Raw genomic sequence first — 18,935 nt, 5'->3', positions numbered from 1 at the left:
TGCAACTCCTATCCCACGCGGGCTCTGCCCGCTTCTGCTGAATTGCGGGCTCTGCCCGCGGTCGCGCGCCCGATCACCACGCGCATGATTTCGTTGGTTCCCTCAAGGATGCGGTGCACCCGTAGATCGCGGACGATTTTCTCCAACCCGTACTCCCGCAGGTAGCCGTAGCCACCATGCAGCTGCAGGGCCTGATCGGCCACCTCGAAGCAGGTGTCGGTGACGTAGCGCTTGGCCATCGCGCACAGCGTCACCTTGTCGGGGTGGTTGCCGTCCAACGCGGAGGCCGCCCGCCACAACATGTTTCGCGACGTCTCCAGTCCGGTGGCCATGTCGGCCAGCGTGAACCGGATGGTGGGCTCGTCGAGCAGGGCTCCGCCGAACGCCTGCCGGTCGGCCAGGTAGGCGACCGCCTTGTCGTGCGCGGCCTGTGCCCCGCCGAGCGAACAGGCGGCGATGTTGATGCGCCCCCCGTTGAGCCCGTTCATCGCGATGCCGAACCCGGTGCCCTCGGTGCCGCCGAGCAGCGCATCGGCGGGTATCCGAACGCCGTCGAAGATCACCTGCGCCGTGGGCTGCGCGTTCCAGCCCATCTTCTGCTCCTGCGCGCCGAAAGTCAGCCCGGGCGTGTCCTTTTCGACAAGGAACGCAGAGATGCCCCGCGGCCCCTCCGCGCCGGTACGGGCCATCACCACGTAGATGTCCGAGCTGCCCGCACCTGAGATGAACTGCTTGTCACCGTCGAGCACCCAGTCGTCGCCGTCACGGACCGCCCTGGTGCGCAGGGCCGCGGCATCCGATCCGGCACCCGGTTCGGTCAGGCAGTAGCTGGCGATGGCATCCATCGACGCCAGCCGCGGCACCCAGGTCTTGCGCTGTTCCTCGGTGCCGAAGCTGTCCACCATCCACGCACACATGTTGTGGATGGACAGGAACGCCGCGATGGCCGGGTCGGCGGCCGCGAGCTGCTCGAAGATGCGCACGGCATCCAGTCGTCGCAGCCCGCTGCCGCCCGCGTCCTCCTGGCAGTAGATCGCCGCCATGCCGAGTTCGGCCGCCTCGCGCAGTACGTCGACGGGGAAGTGGTGCGTTTCGTCCCACTCCAACGCATATGGCGCGATGCGCTTTTCGGCGAACGCGGCCGCCGTCTCGGCGATCACACGTTCGTCGTCATCCAATTCGTAAAGATCCACGGTGGGTCTACTTCATGGTGGGGATGACGAACTCGGCGCCGTCCTTGATGCCCGATGGCCACCGCTCGGTCACGGTCTTGACCTTGGTGTAGAACTGGATCGACGCGGGACCGTGCTGGTTGAGATCGCCGAAACCGGACCGCTTCCAGCCGCCGAAGGTGTGATACGCCACCGGAACTGGGATCGGCACGTTGACGCCGACCATGCCGACCTGGACCCGGGACACGAAGTCACGGGCGGCGTCGCCGTCCCGGGTGAAGATCGCCACGCCGTTGCCGTACTCATGCTCGGTCGGCAGCCGCAAGGCCTCTTCGTAGTCGTGGGCCCGCACGATGCACAGCACCGGACCAAAGATCTCGTCGGTGTAGATCGACATGTCGGCAGTGACGTGGTCGAACAGGGTGGGGCCGATGAAGTAGCCGCCCGCAAGGCTCACGTCGCCGAAAGTCAGCTCGTCGCTGGCCCGTTCGCGGCCGTCGACCACCAGCTCTGCGCCCGCGTCCACACCCTGGCCGATGTAGTCCTTGACCCGGGCGAGTGCGGCCTCGGTCACCAGTGGTCCGTAGTCCGCCTTGGGGTCGAGGCTGTGGCCCACCCGCAGTTGGTTGACCCGCTCGACCAGGCGCGCGCGCAGCCGATTCGCGGTCTCCTCACCGACCGGGACGGCGACACTGATGGCCATGCAGCGTTCGCCGGCACTTCCGTAGCCCGCACCGATCAAGGCGTCGACGGCCTGGTCGAGGTCGGCATCGGGCATGACGATCATGTGGTTCTTGGCGCCGCCGAAGCACTGCGCGCGCTTGGCGTGTGCGGTCGCGGTGGAGTAGATGTACTGCGCGATGTCGGAGCTGCCGACGAAGCCGACGGCCTGGATGTCCGGGTGCGTCAGGATCGCGTCGACGGCTTCCTTGTCGCCCTGGATCACCTGGAACACGCCCGCGGGCAGACCGGCTTCGATGAACAACTCGGCCAGGCGCAGCGGAACCGAGGGATCACGCTCAGAAGGCTTGAGGATGAACGCGTTTCCGCATGCCAGCGCGGGGCCGGCCTTCCACAGCGGGATCATCGCGGGGAAGTTGAAGGGCGTGATCCCGGCGACCACCCCGAGCGGCTGCCGAATCGAGTACACGTCGATGCCGGTGCCCGCCCCCTCGGTGAACTCGCCCTTGAGCAGGTGCGGGATACCCACCGAGAACTCGATCACTTCGATGCCGCGCTGGATGTCGCCCAGCGAGTCGGCGACAGTCTTGCCGTGCTCGAGGGACAGTAGCTCGGCCAGTTCGTCGGCGTTCTGGTTGACCAGGTCGATGAAGCGCATCAGGACGCGAGCCCGGCGCTGCGGGTTGTAGGCGGCCCACGTCTTCTGGGCCTCGACCGCCACGGCGACGGCGGCGTCCACATCGGCCGCGGAAGCCATCAGGACCTGGGCCTGGACCTCGCCGGTGCTGGGATTGAGCACATCGGCGCTACGGGTCGACCCCGCCGCGGACCGCTCACCGTTGATGAAGTGGGGAATCTGTGTAGTCATGACGTCCGTCCAAGGATTGTGCGCAATGGTGGCTACTCGGGCCACACCCGAGATACTTGCATATCCTAGTAATTGGTCATGTGGTTTGGCAAGGGTCGGTACCGCAAGGGTTCTGGTGCTTCAGTGGCTGCACGCGCTGGAGAGCGTCGTCAGCCGGAGACCATCCACGGGCTGACGCCGTGCTCGTCGAACCAAGCCTGTTCGGCCGGGCGGACGGCCGCCAGCAGCCGGGAGTGCAGGGCCGTGCCGCGCTTGCTGAGGTTGACGCGGACCTTGCGACGGTCGTCGGCGTCGACCTCCCGGAACACCGCGGCACGGGCGACGAGCCGGTCCACCACGCGGGTCAGGGTCGGGGCGGCCGTCAGGGTCTGCGCGCGCAGCTCGGCCATCGTGAGCCCAGGTGAGGCGCCCAGTGCTTCGAGCACCAGCCAGTCGTCGAGGGTCAAGTCCTCGCCGGCGAGTTCACGCTCGATGACCGCGCTGATCATGCGGGCTACCCGCACGACGTCGCTGCCGGACGGTGTGACCGGGCCGCCAGGTGGGAGCATGTCTGTCACGGTCGACCGACCCTCCCAACTGACGATTGCCTCGCGCCGCCGACGCGAGGATACTTCCAAGTGGAATGATTCTAGCTGATCGCCTCGCCTGCCGGTCTATCTGCTCCTCGCGTGCGCACCCGGCTATCTGCTCCTCGCGTGCGCACCCGGCACCGCCGAAGGGAACGCGCGGGTGAGCGCAGGCGTGCGCACGCGTGGCCGCGACGCCGAATGGCGTTTGGGAATGGTGGTGCCGCTCCAAGGGCCTGCGGGTCTGTTCGGCCCGTCCTGCGAAGCCGTCGGCGAGCTGGTGGCGCACGATCTGAACGCCGCGGGCGGTGTGCTCGGCCGCCAGGTGTGCATCGAAGTGGTCGACGGTGGGGCGCATCCGGCCGTTGTTGCCGCGGACGTCAAACGGCTGATCGACGAGGGCAGCATCGACGCGGTCAGCGGCTGGCACATCTCGTCGGTGCGCAATGCGCTCGCGCCCGTCGTCGTCGACCGGGTGCCCTACTCGTATCCCGCGCTCTACGAGGGCGGTGAGCGTCGACGCGGAATCTTTTGCTGCGGTGAGACTCCCGACCAGCAGATCGCCCCCGCGCTGCGATGGATGCGCGACAACCTCGGAATCCGCAAGTGGTTCGTCGTCGGGGACGACTATGTGTGGCCGCGCAGTTCGCTGGCCGAGGTGCGCAGGTATGTCCGGGAACTGTCACTGGATCTGGTCGGGGGATCGTTCGTGGCGCTCGGGCACGGCGACATCGACCGCCTCGTCGACAAGGTCGCGCAGTCGCGGTGTGAGGCCGTGCTCATGCTGCTGGTCGGGCAGGACGCCGTCGAGTTCAACCGGACCTTCGCGCGCCGCGGGCTGCAGGACGAAAAGCTTCGCTTCAGTCCGCTCATGGACGAGAACATGCTCATCGCCAGCGGTCACGACGCCACTCACGGGCTGTTCGTAGCCGCCTCGTACTTCCGCTCGATGGTCGGCCGCAATTCGATGGAACTGCTGGACCGCTACCTCGAGGTCAACGGGCCGAGTGCGCCCGCGCTGGGGAGTGCGGCCGAATCATGTTACGAGGGAGCCTATTTCCTGGCCGAGATGATCCGTCGGGCCGGGGATCCGCTCGCGATCGACGCCGTAGCGGACGGCGTCGCGTATGAGAGTCCGCGCGGCACGGTGGAATTCCTGGAACACCGCACCAGCCAGCCGGTGCACCTCGCCGTGGCGGCCGGTGTCGACTTCGAGATCGTCACGACGCTTCCGGGCAGTCTGATCGGCTGACCGCCCCGCGTCTGTTGACACTGTGGCGCCCGTCACTTACTTTCAAATAGATCTATTTCATTTGGAAGTAATCGGAGGTGTCCGGTGGGCAGCGTCGGTCTCCTTTACGTCGGGGCAGTGCTTTTCGTCAACGGGCTGATGTTGTTGGACATCGTCCCGGCACGCTCGGCCGCCGTGTTGAACCTGTTCGTCGGAGCCATGCAATGCGTGCTGCCGACCATCATGCTCGTGTTGGCTCACGGCGACGACGCGGCCATCCTGGCCGCGTCGGGCCTCTACCTCTTCGGGTTCACCTACCTCTACGTCGGGATCGTCAACCTCGCCGGCCTGGAACCCGAAGGCATCGGCTGGTTCTCGCTGTTCGTCGCGGGTGGCGCCGTGGTCTACGCGGTGCTGTCGTTCACCGTGGTGCGCGACCCGGTGTTCGGCGTGATCTGGCTGAGTTGGTCGGTGCTGTGGCTGCTGTTCTTCTTGGTGCTCGGCCTGCATCGCGATCAACTGACGCGATTCACCGGATGGTCGGTTGTGTTGTTGAGCCAGCCGACCTGCACGCTGCCCGCCTTCCTGATGCTCAGCGGCACGTACCGGACCTCGCCGGGCATCGCGGCGATCTGGGCATTGGGATTCGTCGTCCTGTTCATCGCGGCCAAGGCGCTCAGTACCCGCCGTTCACACCGATCACACACCGCCGCAACAGAACCCGTCTACAGCTGATCGAACAACCAATGACAAGGAGAAAACCATGAGGCACGGAGACATCTCGTCGAGCAACGACACCGTCGGCGTCGCGGTCGTCAACTACAAGATGCCGCGGCTGCACACCCGGGCCGACGTCCTCGACAACTGCCGCAGGATCGCCGACATGCTCATCGGTATGAAGTCGGGGCTGCCGGGCATGGATCTTGTTGTGTTCCCGGAGTATTCGACTCAGGGGATCATGTACGACGAGCGGGAGATGTACGATACCGCCGCGACCATCCCCGGCGAGGAGACCGCGATCTTCTCGGCGGCCTGCCGGGAGGCGGGCACGTGGGGCGTCTTCTCGATCACGGGTGAGCGCCACGAGGACCATCCGAACAAGCCGCCCTACAACACCCTCGTGCTGATCGACGACAAGGGTGACATCGTGCAGAAGTACCGCAAGATCCTGCCGTGGTGCCCGATCGAAGGCTGGTATCCCGGCGATACCACGTATGTCACCGACGGGCCGAAGGGCCTCAAGATCTCGCTGATCATCTGCGATGACGGCAACTACCCGGAGATCTGGCGGGACTGTGCGATGAAGGGCGCCGAGCTGATCGTGCGGTGCCAGGGCTACATGTACCCCGCCAAGGACCAACAGGTGATGATGGCAAAGGCCATGGCGTGGGCCAACAATTGCTATGTGGCCGTTGCCAATGCGGCCGGCTTCGACGGCGTCTACTCCTACTTCGGCCATTCGGCCATCATCGGTTTCGACGGGCGCACCCTCGGCGAGACCGGAGAGGAGGAGTACGGCATCCAATACGCGCAGCTGTCGCTGTCGGCGATTCGCGACGCCCGGGAGAACGACCAGTCGCAGAACCATCTGTTCAAACTGCTGCACCGCGGCTACTCCGGGGTGCATGCCGCAGGCGATGGCGACAAGGGCGTCGCCGACTGCCCGTTCGAGTTCTACAAGCTGTGGGTGACCGACGCGCAGAAAGCGCAGGAGCGGGTGGAGTCGATCACCCGGACCACGGTCGGCGTGGCGGACTGCCGGGTCGGATCGCTTCCCGTCGAGCAGACCGCCGAAGCCTGAGAGACGACGCATTGCCGTTCCTCACCGATATGTATCACGAGCAGAACCGCAATTCTGCCCGGGTGGCCGATGAGCCTGCCAGTGTCGAAACCGTGGATGGCTTTGACCCCAAAGCGCTTTCGCGACGGCTCAACACCGCGATCCTGGGCCAGGCGCACGCCGTCGACGCGGTGGTGCGCGCGGTGTCCATCGCTCATGTCGGCGTGGCCGATCCCGGTCGTCCCCTGTCCAGCGTGCTGCTGGTGGGTCCGACCGGGGTCGGCAAGACCGAACTCGTCCGCCAGGTCGCCGCGGCCTTGCGGACGGGACCCGACGATCTGTGCCGCATCGACATGAGCGCACTGGCACAGGAGCATTACGCCGCGTCGCTGTCGGGTGCGCCGCCCGGCTACGCGGGCAGCAAGGAATCCTTCACGCTCTTCGACAAGGCCAAGATCGAGGGCGGGCCGTATATGCCCGGCATCGTGCTGTTCGACGAGGTCGAGAAGGCCGACGCCAGTGTGCTGCGGGCCCTGCTACACGTACTGGACACCGGTGAGCTGCGGTTGGCCAACGGGCAGCAGAAGATCTCGTTCCGCAACAGCTACATCTTCCTGACCTCCAACCTGGGTTCGTTGGAAGTCGCTGTGCGGCAACGGGCGCGGCGCAAGCGGCGGTGGTGGTGGCCGCAGCGCGGCGCGGCGTCGCACCAGAGCGTCGTGCGCGAGGCGGTCGAGGAGTTCTTCGACCCCGAGTTCTTCAACCGCATCGACGAAACCGTGGTGTTCGACGCGTTCGACGACACCACAGCCGAACGCGTGACGCGCAAGGAGATCGGCGACCTGGTGCGGCGGCTCAAAGCCCGCGACGTCGACCTCGAGGTCGACGACAGCGTGGTGGACTTCGTGCAGCGCAGGGGATTCGACCCGGTCTACGGTGCCCGCGGTCTGCGCCGGACCATCCGCACCGAGCTCACCGAGCCGGTCGCGTGGGCGGTTCTCACGGCGTCGCAAAAACCCGTCACACTCAAGGCGCAGGTGCGCGACGGCGAGCTGACCGTCACCTGATCCCCACGAGCAGTCACCGCGGTACCCGAAAACCGGCGTGTCGCGGACTTACGTGTCTGCTCGCGGTGGAAAAGGTGACCTAGCCGAGCGGTTCGGCAGGTCCGGCGTGCGCTGTGCGGACCGCGCCGACGCTCGCGACGGTCACCAGCACGACCCCCACATACCCGAGCACGCCGATCTGCTGGCCCAGCACCACGAGCCCGGCCAGCGCGGCGGTGACCGGTGACAGACAGGTGAGCACGGCGAACGCGGCGGGGGACAACCGGCGCAGGGATATCAGCTCCAACGAGTACGGGATCACCGACGACATCACGCCGACGGCAAGGCCCACGCCGAGCACATGCCAGTGCAGTGCGTCGGACAGATTCACGGCGACGATCGCAAAGGGCGCGACGGCGATTGCGCCCATGGCTGTGGCGAGGGCCAGCCCGTCGACGCGGCGGAACTCGGCCGCAGTGCGTGCCGAAGCCAGGATGTAGCCCGCCCAGGCGACGCCTGCGGCCGCGGCGAAGACGAATCCCATCGGGTTGTAATGGCCACCGCCGCCGTGCGGAAGACCCAGCAGTGCGACGCCGGCAAAGGCCAGGACGGCCCACAACCACGCGATGCGCCGCGTGCTCGTCACGACCGAAAGGATCAGTGGCCCAAGCGCTTCGACGGTCACCGCGACACCGAGCGGGATCCGGTCGATCGCCAGGTAGAAGCAGAAGTTCATCACGGCCAGCGTCGTCGCCAACGCGGCCGCCGAACTCCAGGCGCGTCGCGTCAAGCCGCGGATCGACGGGCGCACCACCGTGCACAAGATGACGCCTGCCACCGCGAACCGGGCGAACAACGCGCCGACGACGCCCAGCGCGGCGAACAGGCCGACGGCGAACGCGGCGCCGACCTCCTGGCTGACCGCGGCGATCACCACCAACGACGCAGCGCCCAGCGGTGCTCGCGAGTTGGTGCTCACACCGTGACCGGAAGCTGGGCCCCGGTGGCCAGCTCGGCGTATCCGCGCATGAGCCGCAGCGCCGTCGAACGCGTGATCTCCGGGTCACGCGCCACGATGCGGTAGCCGAGATAGTCCTCCATCGCCATCAGGGTCATGGCGGCATCGCGCGCGGGGGAACCCAGCCGGAACACTCCCGAACCGGCGCCGGCCTCGAGGACGCGGGTGTAGAGGTCTACCTGTCGGTGATAGATGTGCTGAACGTCGCGGCGCTGGTCGAGTTCGAAGCCTGCAGCCAGCACGGCCCGCCAGATCGCCCGCCACTCCGCGTCCTCCGGGCCGGTCGGCAGGCCGGCGGCGATGGTCAGCGCGAGTTGCTCACGCACGTCGTCGGTGTTGTCGACGACGGCCAGCCGGTCGTCGTAGAACCGGGAATCGGAGCGTTGGGCCAGTTCGGAGAGCAGCTGGTCCATCTCCTTGAAGTAGTAGCGCACCGCGTTGGCGGTCAGCCCGAGCTCAGCGGCGACGTCGGCGATCCGCAGGGTGGCCAGGTCGTGGCGTTCGATCAGCGCGATGGCGGCGTCGAGGATCTCCTCGCGTCGTTCTGCTTGTCGATTCGGCCGTGCCACAGGTTCATCCTTACCTGATTTCGCGGTTTCTCTTGCGCAAGCCGCCGCGGAAGCACATTATTTTCCAAACGTGAAAAGAACTACGGGCCTCCGGAGGTTGAATGTCTGATCACCCCACCCATCCACGGGTCCGAGACCTCGGGGTCGTCATCGGCGACCACCCCACCGGCCCGCACAACGCCATCACCGATGTCCCTGGCGTGCGCGTCGGGCACACCACCATTCAGCCATCGCCCGAGGTCAACACCGGTGTGACAGTCGTCGTCCCGCATGCCGGCATCTGGCACGAGCCCGTGTTCGCCGGTACCCACCGGCTCAACGGCAGCGGCGAACTCACCGGACTGGAATGGGTGCGCGAATCCGGGGAGCTCACCTCCGCCGTCGCCCTCACCAACACCCACAGCGTCGGCGTGGTGCGCGACGCGCTGGTCGACGCGCAGGTACAGGCCCGCGGCGACGGCCTGTACTGGTCGCTGCCCGTGGTCGGCGAGACCTACGACGGGCTGCTCAACGACATCAACGGCCATCACGTGCGGGCCGAACATGTGCACGCCGCGCTGGCCTCGGCGTCCGACGGACCGGTTGCCGAGGGCAACGTCGGCGGCGGCACCGGCATGATCTGCCACGGTTTCAAGGGCGGCATCGGCACCGCATCGCGCATCACCGACACCGCTGCCGGCCGCTACACCGTGGGCGTGCTGGTCCAGGCCAACCACGGCCGTCGAGAACGACTGCGGGTCAACGGCGTTGCGGTGGGAGAGGTGATCGGCCCCGATTGCGTGCCGCTGCCCGAGATGCCGCTGGCCTACGCCCCCGGATCGGGTTCGATCATCGTCATCGTCGCGACCGACGCACCTCTGCTGCCGCACCAGTGCACGCGGCTGGCCCAGCGCTCCTCGCTCGCGGTCGGCAGGCTCGGTGGCACCGGGGAGCAGTACAGCGGCGACCTGATGCTGGCCTTCGCCACCGGCAACCGCGGCATCCCGCCGTATGCCTGGGACGAGGATCCCGATACCGACCACCCTGAAATCGGGCTGCGCATGGTGGCCCCACAACTGATGACCCGGCTTTTCGACCTGGTGATCGAGGCCACCGAAGAAGCCATCCTGAACTGTCTCGTCGCTGCGGACACCCTGACGGGGCGCGGCGGCCGTACCGCACATGCATTGGACCACAAGATGTTTCGCCACGCACTTCTCCTGGAGGGGCAATGAGTACCAACACTGAAACGACTGCCGACCACCGGCTGCACGGGAAGCTCGGTCCGGTCGGAGTGGTGTTCATGGTGGTCGCGGCCGCAGCCCCGCTGACCGTCATCGGCGGCAACATGCCGCTGGCGATGGGACTCGGCAACGGTGCGGGCGCACCGGTCGGATTCCTCATCGCCGCAGCGGTTCTGCTGGTGTTCAGCGTCGGCTTCGTGGCGATGACGCCGTATGTGCCCGAGGCCGGAGCCTTCTTCTCCTACGTGACGCTGGGACTGGGTAACCGGCCGGGCAGTGGCATCGCCGCAGTCGCGCTGATCGCCTACACCGCGATCCAGGTGGGCATCTACGGCTACATCGGCTGGGCCATCGGCGATACCGTGCGGTTCTACGGAGGACCGCAAATACCTTGGCCTGCCTACTCGTTCGTGATACTCGCGATCGTGGCGCTGCTCGGGTACCGGCATATCGACCTCAGTGCCAAGGTACTCGGGGTGGCGCTGGTGCTGGAGATCAGCGTGGTTGTGGTGCTCGATCTGGTGATCGTCGCGAAGCCGGGGCCTGCCGGCGTGACGTTCGCATCGTTCACCCCGGGTATCTTCACCCACGGCGCGCTGGGCATCGCGGTGCTGTTCGCGCTGACGGGCTTCATCGGTTTCGAGGCAACGGCGGTGTTCCGCGACGAGGCCCGCAATCCTGAACGCACCATTCCCCGCGCCACCTATGCGGCGGTGCTACTCATCGGCGGCTTCTACGCGATCACGTGCTGGGCGTTCGTCGTCGCGATCGGCCCCGACCAGGTCACCGAAACCGCCCAGCGCACCCTGGCCGGTGACGCCAACATGCTGTTGGACACCACCGACGCCAACCTCGGCAGGATCGGCCGTGACGTCGTCAACGTGTTGCTGCTGACCAGTCTCTTCGCCTGCGTGCTGTCCTTTCACAACGTGATCGCCCGCTACCAGTTCGCGCTGGCCCGAAAAGGGTTGCTGCCCAACAGATTGGCGACCGTGCATTCGTCGCACGGCTCGCCCGCGGTGTCCTCGGTGGTGCAGACCGTCACGGCCGCCGTCATCGTCGGCATCCTCGCCGCGCTCGGGGTCGACCCCTTGGTCGGAGTGTTCGGGTCGATGGCCGGTGTGGCGACGGTCGGAATGGTGCTGCTGATGCTCACCACCTCGGTGGCGGTACTGGTCTACTTCGCCCGCCACCGCTCCGACGCCGCCGGACGCACCTGGCAGACCCGCATCGCGCCGGCCCTGGCGTGTGCCGGCCTGCTGGGCAGCCTGTGGCTGGTCCTGACGAACTTCACCCTCGTCACCGGCGGCAGTGCGATGCTCAGCGCCATCCTCGCGGCGATCCCGTTCGTCGGTCTCGTGGGTGGTGCGCTGCTGCGACGCAGTTAGGCCTCGCTGCGCAACTCCTCGACGAAGGCGCGGGTGTCCTCCCAGGTCGGCAGGAGGCCCGCGGCGCGCACCTCGTCGAGGGTCGGCGCGGCGGCGTCGCGGTCGGAGATCACCAGCTCGTGGCCCTCCGGCCAGTCGATGCCCAGATCGGTGGCCAGGATGGTGTGCTCCCGCTCCGGCGAATACGGTGCGGAGCACAGATACATGACGGTCGAATCATCTTCCAGCGCAAGGAAAGCGTGGCCCAGGCCTTCGGACAGATAGATCGACCGGCGGTCGCGGTCGTCGAGCAGCACGGAATCCCACTGCCCGTAGGTGGGGGAGCCGACGCGAATGTCGACCACCACGTCGAACACCGAACCGCGCACGCACGTCACGTATTTGGCCTGACTCGGCGGCAGTTCCGCGAAATGCACACCGCGCAGCACCCCCGCCGCCGACACCGAGCAGTTGGCCTGGCGCAGATCGAACCTGTGCCCGGTGAAACCGGTGAAACCCGAGTCGGTGAACCACTCGAAGAACATCCCGCGGGAATCGCCGTGCAGTTTGGGGGTGAGCTCCCACGCCCCGGGGACCTTGAGTTCCCGTGCGGTCACTGGCCGCGCTCCTGGTAGTTCGCCTCGACCTGTTCTTTGAGTGGGCCCCACCAAGATTCGTTGGCGCGGTACCAGTCGATGGTGTTGCGCAGACCGTCTTCGAAGTCGGTGTGCACCGGTTTCCAGCCCAGCTCGTCGGTGAGCGTCGACGGGTCGATGGCATACCGCAGGTCGTGCCCAGCGCGGTCGGTGACGTGGTCGAAATCGTCGGGGTCACGGCCCATCAACCGCAGCAGCGTGCGCATCACGGTCAGGTTGTTCTGCTCGCACTGCGCGCCGATCAGGTAGGTCTGGCCCGCCTTACCGTCGGCCAGGATCCGGCGCACCGCAGCGTTGTGGTCATCGACGTGGATCCAGTCGCGGACATTGGCGCCGGCGCCGTACAGCTTGGGCCTGCGGCCGGTGAGCACGTTGGTGATCTGGCGCGGGATGAACTTCTCCACGTGCTGGTACGGGCCGTAGTTGTTGGAGCAGTTCGACAGCGTCGCGTGTACGCCGTAGGACCGCACCCAGGCCCGCACCAGCAGGTCGGCGGCGGCCTTGGTCGACGAGTAGGGGCTCGACGGGTTGTACGGCGTGTTCTCGGTGAACCGCGCCGGATCGTCGAGGGGCAGGTCGCCGTACACCTCGTCGGTGGAGATGTGATGCAGCCGCACCCCGTGCCGGCGCACCGCCTCCAGCACCGTGAAGGTGCCGACGACGTTGGACTGTACGAACGGCGCCGGATCGGCCAGCGCGTTGTCCACATGGGTTTCGGCCGCGAAGTGCACCACGGCGTCGGCGTCGGCCGTCAGGCTCGACACCAACGCCGCGTCGCACACATCGCCCTCGACCAAGCGGATCCGGTCGGCCACCGGCGCCAGTGACTCCCGGCTGCCGGCATAGGTGAGAGCGTCGAGCACCGTTACTGACGCGCCGTCGCGGACGGCGTCCTGCACGAAATTCGCCCCGATGAACCCGGCACCCCCGGTGACCAGCAACCGCATGGGTCAACTCTAACGGGCTGTCCGATCAGCCTTTCAGGCCCAGCGGGCCTGCCAGCTCCGTCAGTGTTCCGAGCAGCTTGTCCCATCCGCCGAGCACCTGGATCGCCACATGGTCGGCGCCCGCGTCGAGGTGTTGCCGCAAACGCGCCGCTACGTCATCGGGCGTGCCGTGAGCGACGACAGCATCGATCAGACGGTTGCTGCCGGGCTTGGCGATGTCGTCCTCGCTGAATCCCAACCGTCGCCAGTTGTTCAGGTAATTGCTCAGATTCAGATAGAAGTCGACGGTCTCGCGGCCGACCGCCCGCGCCGCCTCGCCCTGTTGCTCGGACCCGTCGGTCAGCACCACCTTGTGCTCGGGGGCGAGAAACACGCCAGGGCCGATGAGCTCGCGGGCCTGCGCGGTGTGCTCGGGCGTCGTCAGGTACGGATGCGCGCCCGCACTACGGTCGGCGGCCAGCTTCAGCACCTTGGGTCCCAGCGCGGCTACCACTCGCCGTTCCTTCGGCACACCCTGCTCGTCGAGCGCGTCGAGGTACTCGACCAGCACGTCGTAGGGCTTGCGGTACTCCTGGGTGTGCTCGGGATGGCCGATGCCGATGCCGAGGATGAACCGGCCGGGGTGTGCCGCCTCGATGCGGTGATAGGACTCAGCCACCTGCGCCGCGGGGGCAGTCCACACATTGACGATGCCGGTGGCCACCTGCAGCGTGTCGGTCGCCGCCAGGATCGGTTCGACGAACGCCAGGTCGGCGGTGGGCGAACCGCCCGGCCAGATGGCGCCGTAGCCCAGCTTCTCGATCTCGGCGGCCTGCTCGGGCGTCGGCGCACCGAACGTCCACACCCCAAAGCGGCCCAGGTTCAAGCTCATTCGCGTCCCTTTCGATTACTTGAGGCCCAGCGGCCCGGCAAGTTCGGCAAGTGCCGGTACCAGTTTGTCGGGCGAGGTGAGAACCTGCACGGGCACGTGGTCCGCGCCGGCCTCGCGGTGCTCTTTGAGTCGCGCCGCCACCTCGTCGACGGTGCCGTGCGCGACCACGGCGTCGATGAACGCATCGCTGCCCGGCTTGGCCAGATCGGCATCGGTGAAGCCCAGTCGCTTGAAGTTGTTGAGGTAGTTGGTCAGGCCGAGGTAGAGGTCGAGGGCCTTGCGGCCGACCGCGCGGGCCTTTTCGTTATCGGTGGTCAGCACCACCTTGTGCTCCGGGGCGAGAAACGCGTCCGGCCCGATGATCTCGCGGGCCTGTGCGGTGTGCTCGGGGGTGGTCAGGTACGGGTGGGCACCGGCCGCGCGTTCCGCCGACAACTGCAGCACCTTGGGGCCGAGCGCAGCGACCACGCGGCGGTGCTCGGGAACGCCGTGCTCGTCGAGCTTGTCCAGATAGTCGGTGAGGGCGTCGAGCGGTTTGCGGTACTCGCCGATGGCCTCGCGGTGGCCGACACCGATACCCAGCAGGAAACGGCCCGGGTACGCGGCGTCGATGCGATGGAAGGACTCCGCGACCGCCCCGGCGTCGGCCGTCCAGATGTTGACGATGCCCGTCGCGACCTGCAGGTTGGTGGTCTTCTCCAGAATCGGCTCGACCCAGTCCAGCTCGGCAGGCGGCGAGCCACCCGCCCAGATCGCCCCGTAGCCGAGGGCTTCGATCTCCTGCAACTGTTCTGCCGACAGCGGCTGGAACTGCGAATAATGCCCGAAAACGCCGAAACTACCGAGGTCAGGCTTGGCGCGCGTGATGTCAGTCATGGTCGGGTCAACCTGCCATCGCCCGAGCGCTATTCCGAAAAACTCGCCGTGATTCTCACCGGTGGCCGACGGGGGGGTTGAAACTGCTGCATTTCTGTGGGGTTGCTGTGTGCCAGGATCGAGGTGATTCGTTGTTGCTCGAGGGGGAGATGTGTTAGTTAACCCAGAACTGTTGCGGGCCCTTGCCGGACAGGTGGATTCTGCAGCCTCAGTGATCGGTCGCGCCGACGTGGGGTCGAAGGTGTCGACATCAGCTGATGGCTTGGCGAGCTCGACCACTCAATGGGCGGCTCATACCGTGGGCGAACATTTCACTGGTGTCGCAAACCAACTCGCACAGAACGTCACCAAGATCGGAACGGCGGTCCGCGGGGCCGGCGACCGCTTCGAAGTTGCCGACAACACGCTGGCCGGCCAGTTCGACGGGTTCTTCTAGCTGATGTTGCCGAACCGCACCACACTGCAAGGTTGGAACCCGGATTCTCTGACGGCGTCGGCAGGCGCGATCACTGCGAGCGCTGCATCGGTCGCAGATGCCGTAACTGGCGTGGACGATGCTTGCCAGCGAATGCCCGAGGCCAGAGGTTGGTCTGGCCGCTCTCACGAAGCGGCAGAGGCAATGTTCGGACGGGCTCGCCGCCAGACGTTGAAGTTCTCCGCGTACGCGAATGGTATTGCTGCAGCACTGAAGAACGGCAGCGGAACTATCGTTCCAGCACGCAATGCCCTGCTCAACAAGGCCGCGGAGGTCGATCAAGGACCATTGAATGTCACCGACCAATGGGTCGTGCTTGTCGACCCCGTCGTCTTGTCGGAAGAGGAACTCGCCAAGCTTCAAGCTTTGGCACGTGAGGAACAGACCACCATCAACGGACTGCTGACGGCTGTTGGCGACGCCGACGACAGCACGGCCAACGCGGTCGTCGCCGCAGGCCGAGATCACGGGTTCGTCGAAGCGGGACCCTCGTCATCGCCCTTCGACATACCGGCGCCTCAGCGACCGCGGGATCAAGTCCCGAATCCGAAGGACCCAATGGGGATTATCGGTCAAGAAGCGATACGTGCTGGTGATGAGGCAACCGCGGTCCGTGAAACTATCGAGTCGGTCAACGACCATGGCGAAGAGGTGACCACAGTAATTCACCAGGATGGAAGTAAGCAGGTCGGAACCAAGCACAAGTTCATGGACACGCCGAGCCGGACGAACTACGTTACCGTCGAGGAGTTCGACAAGCGCGGAAATAGCACGTCACGGACCAGTTCGTGGCATGATCTTGGCAGCAATTGTGACTTCACATCTACTACTTTCCCGGACGGTTCGAATTTCACGATGTCTATGGACCCGGAGGGGCGGGTCAATGCGGGATTCACAACCGCGACCGGTAGGCACTCGGCAGTGCCGGTTGAGTTGATCGACCGGATCTCCACTTATGCCGGTGGGGGTCTGTCCGGTTTCGAGAAGCATGTCAGTCATGGCGGGCGTCTGCCGATGTTGACTGCGGAGTCTCTGGAGAGCTTCGGCAAGGCTGCCCGTGTGGGTGGTCCTTCCCTGGTCATTGCCACTGCGGTTTTCGATATGGCTATGGCAGATACAGGCCGGGATCGCTGTATTGCCGCGGTCGTCGCTGCAGCGGGCGGCGGAGGAGGATGGGGCGGTGCCGAGCTAGGTGCTTTGGCTGGCGCTGCCACCGGTCCTTTTGCGCCGGTGGGCGTCCCGGTGCTCACCACGGCGGGCGCAGTGTTCGGAGCTTTCGGGGGCGCCGACGTGGGAAAGTTTGTCGGGAACATATTGTGTCCGTACTAGAGCTCCCTACGCCTCCTGGTTGGCGCAATGATAGTGCGTCTCTTGGGTGGGTAAGCGCCGGATTCCTCATTGCGCTTTCGGTGCCGTTCTGGTGGGGTCTGTCCGCGGCAAGTCGGGGTGACTATCTGACTGGAACGGTGATGATCGGCATCACCATCTCGCCGCTGCTGATTGTGGCGTCGCTCCTGGTACCGCTGTTCGGAGGGTCGACCGTGCGTACGACCTTTGACGGTTCTGGGACTACCCTGCGTCCGGGTCGATGGTTCTGCATTTTCTGCTACGTCGGGATGGTGTCGTTCATAGTTAGTGGATTGCTATTCGTCCGCTTTGCGCCAACGGGTGCTCTCGATATTCCCATATCGCGCGGAATGCGAATTTTCTCGCCAATGTTGATCGCGCCAGCAGTCGTCATATCGATTCTGGGTGTGGTTAATGCTTGGCGTCGCGGGGGTATTGGCTATGTCAAGCTGACTCCGGCCGGTATCGATGTCGCGAATATCGTGGCGACGAAATACGTCGAGTGGGCAGACATTGTTGAAATCGACGACAGCACGGAGACGAAACGAACCCGCAAAGCGATCGTTCTACGCTTGTGCGACGACGCCGAAGAAATCATCGACGGTGCCGACATTTATGTGCCTCGGGGAACGGCCCTGTACTGGATGGTCCGGCACTATTGGCGCCATCCGTCTGATCGGGGCGAGCTCACCGATTCCCGTGCAGTCGACCGCCTGCGTTCCGAGGACTTCGACGTCGAAGTCCGGTGATTCTCACCGCTTGCGGGATTACGCCGGTGCGGGCAGGTCTTCGGGGGCGGGTGCCTCCAATGGCAGCAGCACGATGAATCGGGTGTTACCCGGCTCGGACTGCACCCGCAGGTCGCCGCTGTGCTTCTCGACGACGATCCGCCATGCGAGATCCAGACCGAGGCCGGTTCCCTCACCGAACGCTTTCGTGGTGAAGAACGGCGTGAAGATCCGCTCGATGATGTCGGCGGGAATGCCTGGGCCGTCGTCGCAGATCTCGACGCGGACCAGGTCCCCGTCGCGCCCGGTTCGCACCGTGAGCGTGCCTTCACCGTTCATCGCCTGGATCGCGTTGTCGATGATGTTGGTCCACACCTGGTTGAGGTCCCCCGGATAGCAGGCGAGCTCGGGCAGCGACTTGTCCCAGTCCTTGACCAGTCGAACGCCCTTGCCTTCCTTGCCGATCCGATCCCCGAACATCATCAGCGTGCTGTGCAGCAGCTCGTGGATGTCGGCGCTCTGGTATGGCGCGCGGTCCATCTGCGAATACTGCTTGGCGCCCGCGAGCAGTGCCGAGATGCGCTTGCTCGCCTCGGCGATCTGATTCATCAGCAATTCGGTCTCGATGGTGTAGCGCAGCCAGCCGATCGCGCTCATGAACGACGCGGTGGCATCGACGTCGTCGAGTGAGGCCGCGACGCCCTCGAACCAGTCGATGTCCAGTCCGGCGTCGACGAACGTCGGCGCGTAATCCCAGGCGCTGGTGATTCCGCGCTCCTCGAGCCACTCGCCGATCTGCTCCTCACGGTCGGAGGCCTCCAGCGCGGTCAGATCCTGTGCCTTGTGCTTGGCGATCTGCTCGGCCACCCGGTCCTGGATGCTGACCAACTCACGCAGTGCCGCGGGCGGGACGTGCCCGTCGCCGAGCATCGCGAGCTTGTGGCGCATCTTGCTGACCCGGTCGCGCAGGTCGGCGACCGCACGCGCGGTCGCCGCGGCGGGATTGTTGAGCTGGTGGGTCAGGCCGGCCGAAAGTTGGCCCAGGGCAAGCAGTTTCTCCCGCTGGCCGATGATCTGGCGGCGCCGGAGACCACCGACCTTGTGGCCCTCCAAGAGGTGTACCGCCATCGGGAATTCGGTGCGCATGAAATCGGCGTAGGCCTTGGCGTCCAGGACGAAAAACCGGGACGGCTTGGTCACCCGAACAGATGCCTCGTACACCGGCTGCTCACCCGGAATGTAGGCCGACCACGCACCGCAGTAGACCCCGCGCATCGAGGTGCGGTTGGTCTCGATGTCGATGCCGCCCGACTTCATCGTCATCACGAGCTCGCCCTCGATCATCACGTAGAAGCACGTGGCGGGCTCACCCTCGGTGCAGACCGGGCCTGGCTCGAACGTCGCGATATGACCGTTGGCACACAGGATGTCGAGTTGTTCGTCGCTCAGCGATTCGAACAGAAACAGGGTTCGCAGTTCTTCGCGCACGCAGCCTTCGCCCATCGTTGTCATTC

At 65.8% G+C, this 18,935-nt stretch carries 19 protein-coding genes; 9 read left to right on the top strand and 10 right to left on the bottom strand.

The window, feature by feature from the left end; genetic code table 11:
• Positions 1 to 8 precede the first annotated feature (8 nt).
• The 3 genes from BTO20_RS28210 to BTO20_RS28200 form a co-directional block, all read right to left on the bottom strand.
• Entirely contained in the window at positions 9 to 1,193 is a 1,185-nt protein-coding gene (locus BTO20_RS28210) for an acyl-CoA dehydrogenase family protein (protein ID WP_087079250.1), read from the bottom strand.
• Positions 1,194 to 1,200: 7 nt separating this feature from the next.
• Positions 1,201 to 2,721: a CoA-acylating methylmalonate-semialdehyde dehydrogenase gene (locus BTO20_RS28205; protein ID WP_087079249.1), complete on the bottom strand. Its 1,521-nt coding sequence runs from the start codon at positions 2,719 to 2,721 to the stop codon at positions 1,201 to 1,203.
• A gap of 149 nt (positions 2,722 to 2,870) precedes the next feature.
• Positions 2,871 to 3,269 carry a MarR family winged helix-turn-helix transcriptional regulator gene (locus tag BTO20_RS28200; RefSeq protein ID WP_087079248.1) on the bottom strand — a complete coding sequence of 133 codons (399 nt, stop codon included), beginning with the start codon at positions 3,267 to 3,269 and terminating at the stop codon, positions 2,871 to 2,873.
• Between the two features lie 232 nt (positions 3,270 to 3,501).
• Between BTO20_RS28200 and BTO20_RS28195 the strand changes: the two genes are divergently transcribed.
• The 4 genes from BTO20_RS28195 to BTO20_RS28180 all read left to right on the top strand — a co-directional run bounded on the left by BTO20_RS28195 (position 3,502) and on the right by BTO20_RS28180 (position 7,365).
• Entirely contained in the window at positions 3,502 to 4,539 is a 1,038-nt protein-coding gene (locus BTO20_RS28195; RefSeq protein WP_087079247.1) for a substrate-binding domain-containing protein, read from the top strand.
• A gap of 84 nt (positions 4,540 to 4,623) precedes the next feature.
• Complete coding sequence (locus tag BTO20_RS28190) at positions 4,624 to 5,253, top strand: AmiS/UreI family transporter (RefSeq protein ID WP_087079246.1); 630 nt, start codon at positions 4,624 to 4,626, stop codon at positions 5,251 to 5,253.
• Positions 5,254 to 5,281: 28 nt separating this feature from the next.
• The gene (locus BTO20_RS28185) at positions 5,282 to 6,319 is read left to right on the top strand and encodes an aliphatic amidase (protein WP_087079245.1); all 1,038 of its coding nucleotides are present in this window, start codon (positions 5,282 to 5,284) and stop codon (positions 6,317 to 6,319) included.
• Between the two features lie 11 nt (positions 6,320 to 6,330).
• Positions 6,331 to 7,365, top strand: a complete 1,035-nt coding sequence (locus BTO20_RS28180; protein WP_087079244.1) for an AAA family ATPase — start codon at positions 6,331 to 6,333, stop codon at positions 7,363 to 7,365.
• A 79-nt stretch (positions 7,366 to 7,444) separates the two neighbouring features.
• Here BTO20_RS28180 and BTO20_RS28175 read toward each other — a convergent pair whose 3' ends face one another.
• Positions 7,445 to 8,323, bottom strand: coding sequence for an EamA family transporter (locus BTO20_RS28175; protein WP_087079243.1), 879 nt, complete (start codon positions 8,321 to 8,323; stop codon positions 7,445 to 7,447).
• Positions 8,320 to 8,931, bottom strand: coding sequence for a TetR/AcrR family transcriptional regulator (locus BTO20_RS28170; RefSeq protein WP_087079242.1), 612 nt, complete (start codon positions 8,929 to 8,931; stop codon positions 8,320 to 8,322). The genes BTO20_RS28175 and BTO20_RS28170 overlap by 4 nt, the downstream gene beginning before the upstream one ends.
• Before the next feature lie 101 nt (positions 8,932 to 9,032).
• Between BTO20_RS28170 and BTO20_RS28165 the strand changes: the two genes are divergently transcribed.
• Together BTO20_RS28165 and BTO20_RS28160 are read left to right on the top strand one after the other, a co-directional pair.
• On the top strand, positions 9,033 to 10,145 hold the full coding sequence (locus BTO20_RS28165) for a DmpA family aminopeptidase (RefSeq protein WP_087079241.1): 1,113 nt from the start codon (positions 9,033 to 9,035) through the stop codon (positions 10,143 to 10,145).
• The gene (locus BTO20_RS28160; protein WP_087079240.1) at positions 10,142 to 11,542 is read left to right on the top strand and encodes an APC family permease; all 1,401 of its coding nucleotides are present in this window, start codon (positions 10,142 to 10,144) and stop codon (positions 11,540 to 11,542) included. Before BTO20_RS28165 ends, BTO20_RS28160 begins: the two co-directional genes overlap by 4 nt.
• On the opposite strand, the gene BTO20_RS28155 is transcribed toward BTO20_RS28160, so the two are convergent.
• The 4 genes from BTO20_RS28155 to BTO20_RS28140 are packed head-to-tail and all read right to left on the bottom strand — an operon-like array spanning position 11,539 to position 14,871.
• Entirely contained in the window at positions 11,539 to 12,138 is a 600-nt protein-coding gene (locus tag BTO20_RS28155; RefSeq protein ID WP_087079239.1) for a dTDP-4-dehydrorhamnose 3,5-epimerase family protein, read from the bottom strand. The genes BTO20_RS28160 and BTO20_RS28155 overlap by 4 nt on opposite strands.
• On the bottom strand, positions 12,135 to 13,124 hold the full coding sequence (gene rfbB / locus BTO20_RS28150) for a dTDP-glucose 4,6-dehydratase (RefSeq protein ID WP_087079238.1): 990 nt from the start codon (positions 13,122 to 13,124) through the stop codon (positions 12,135 to 12,137). The genes BTO20_RS28155 and rfbB overlap by 4 nt, the downstream gene beginning before the upstream one ends.
• Positions 13,125 to 13,149: 25 nt before the next feature.
• A complete protein-coding gene (locus BTO20_RS28145; protein WP_087079237.1) occupies positions 13,150 to 13,995 on the bottom strand; it encodes an LLM class F420-dependent oxidoreductase in 846 nt (281 codons plus the stop codon).
• Positions 13,996 to 14,010: 15 nt separating this feature from the next.
• Positions 14,011 to 14,871 carry an LLM class F420-dependent oxidoreductase gene (locus BTO20_RS28140; protein ID WP_087079236.1) on the bottom strand — a complete coding sequence of 287 codons (861 nt, stop codon included), beginning with the start codon at positions 14,869 to 14,871 and terminating at the stop codon, positions 14,011 to 14,013.
• A gap of 151 nt (positions 14,872 to 15,022) precedes the next feature.
• Here BTO20_RS28140 and BTO20_RS28135 point away from each other — a divergent pair, with 151 nt between their 5' ends.
• The 3 genes from BTO20_RS28135 (at position 15,023) to BTO20_RS28125 (ending at position 17,442) form a co-directional block, all read left to right on the top strand.
• A complete protein-coding gene (locus tag BTO20_RS28135; RefSeq protein WP_087079235.1) occupies positions 15,023 to 15,307 on the top strand; it encodes a WXG100 family type VII secretion target in 285 nt (94 codons plus the stop codon).
• A gap of 183 nt (positions 15,308 to 15,490) precedes the next feature.
• Entirely contained in the window at positions 15,491 to 16,675 is a 1,185-nt protein-coding gene (locus tag BTO20_RS28130) for a hypothetical protein (protein WP_232490881.1), read from the top strand.
• A 140-nt stretch (positions 16,676 to 16,815) separates the two neighbouring features.
• The gene (locus BTO20_RS28125) at positions 16,816 to 17,442 is read left to right on the top strand and encodes a Sec-independent protein translocase family protein (protein WP_087079233.1); all 627 of its coding nucleotides are present in this window, start codon (positions 16,816 to 16,818) and stop codon (positions 17,440 to 17,442) included.
• An 18-nt stretch (positions 17,443 to 17,460) separates the two neighbouring features.
• On the opposite strand, the gene BTO20_RS28120 is transcribed toward BTO20_RS28125, so the two are convergent.
• Complete coding sequence (locus BTO20_RS28120; protein WP_087079232.1) at positions 17,461 to 18,924, bottom strand: ATP-binding protein; 1,464 nt, start codon at positions 18,922 to 18,924, stop codon at positions 17,461 to 17,463.
• Between the last annotated feature and the right edge of the window lie 11 nt (positions 18,925 to 18,935).

It is taken from the genome of Mycobacterium dioxanotrophicus (genome assembly GCF_002157835.1).
In the GTDB taxonomy this organism is placed as follows: Bacteria; Actinomycetota; Actinomycetes; order Mycobacteriales; family Mycobacteriaceae; genus Mycobacterium; species Mycobacterium dioxanotrophicus.
The sequence above is the reverse complement of the archived record's forward strand: the minus strand, read 5'-3'. Positions and strand labels throughout refer to the sequence as shown.

Excerpts from the sequence above, each read along its gene's own strand:
- BTO20_RS28205 (WP_087079249.1), bottom strand. The coding sequence starts at position 2,721 with ATGACTACACAGATTCCCCACTTCATCAACGGTGAGCGGTCCGCGGCG.
- BTO20_RS28200 (WP_087079248.1), bottom strand. The coding sequence starts at position 3,269 with ATGCTCCCACCTGGCGGCCCGGTCACACCGTCCGGCAGCGACGTCGTG.
- BTO20_RS28195 (WP_087079247.1), top strand. The coding sequence starts at position 3,502 with ATGGTGGTGCCGCTCCAAGGGCCTGCGGGTCTGTTCGGCCCGTCCTGC.
- BTO20_RS28185 (WP_087079245.1), top strand. The coding sequence starts at position 5,282 with ATGAGGCACGGAGACATCTCGTCGAGCAACGACACCGTCGGCGTCGCG.
- BTO20_RS28165 (WP_087079241.1), top strand. The coding sequence starts at position 9,033 with ATGTCTGATCACCCCACCCATCCACGGGTCCGAGACCTCGGGGTCGTC.
- BTO20_RS28160 (WP_087079240.1), top strand. The coding sequence starts at position 10,142 with ATGAGTACCAACACTGAAACGACTGCCGACCACCGGCTGCACGGGAAG.
- rfbB (WP_087079238.1), bottom strand. The coding sequence starts at position 13,124 with ATGCGGTTGCTGGTCACCGGGGGTGCCGGGTTCATCGGGGCGAATTTC.
- BTO20_RS28145 (WP_087079237.1), bottom strand. The coding sequence starts at position 13,995 with ATGAGCTTGAACCTGGGCCGCTTTGGGGTGTGGACGTTCGGTGCGCCG.
- BTO20_RS28140 (WP_087079236.1), bottom strand. The coding sequence starts at position 14,871 with ATGACTGACATCACGCGCGCCAAGCCTGACCTCGGTAGTTTCGGCGTT.
- BTO20_RS28130 (WP_232490881.1), top strand. The coding sequence starts at position 15,491 with ATGTTCGGACGGGCTCGCCGCCAGACGTTGAAGTTCTCCGCGTACGCG.
- BTO20_RS28125 (WP_087079233.1), top strand. The coding sequence starts at position 16,816 with ATGATCGGCATCACCATCTCGCCGCTGCTGATTGTGGCGTCGCTCCTG.
- BTO20_RS28120 (WP_087079232.1), bottom strand. The coding sequence starts at position 18,924 with ATGGGCGAAGGCTGCGTGCGCGAAGAACTGCGAACCCTGTTTCTGTTC.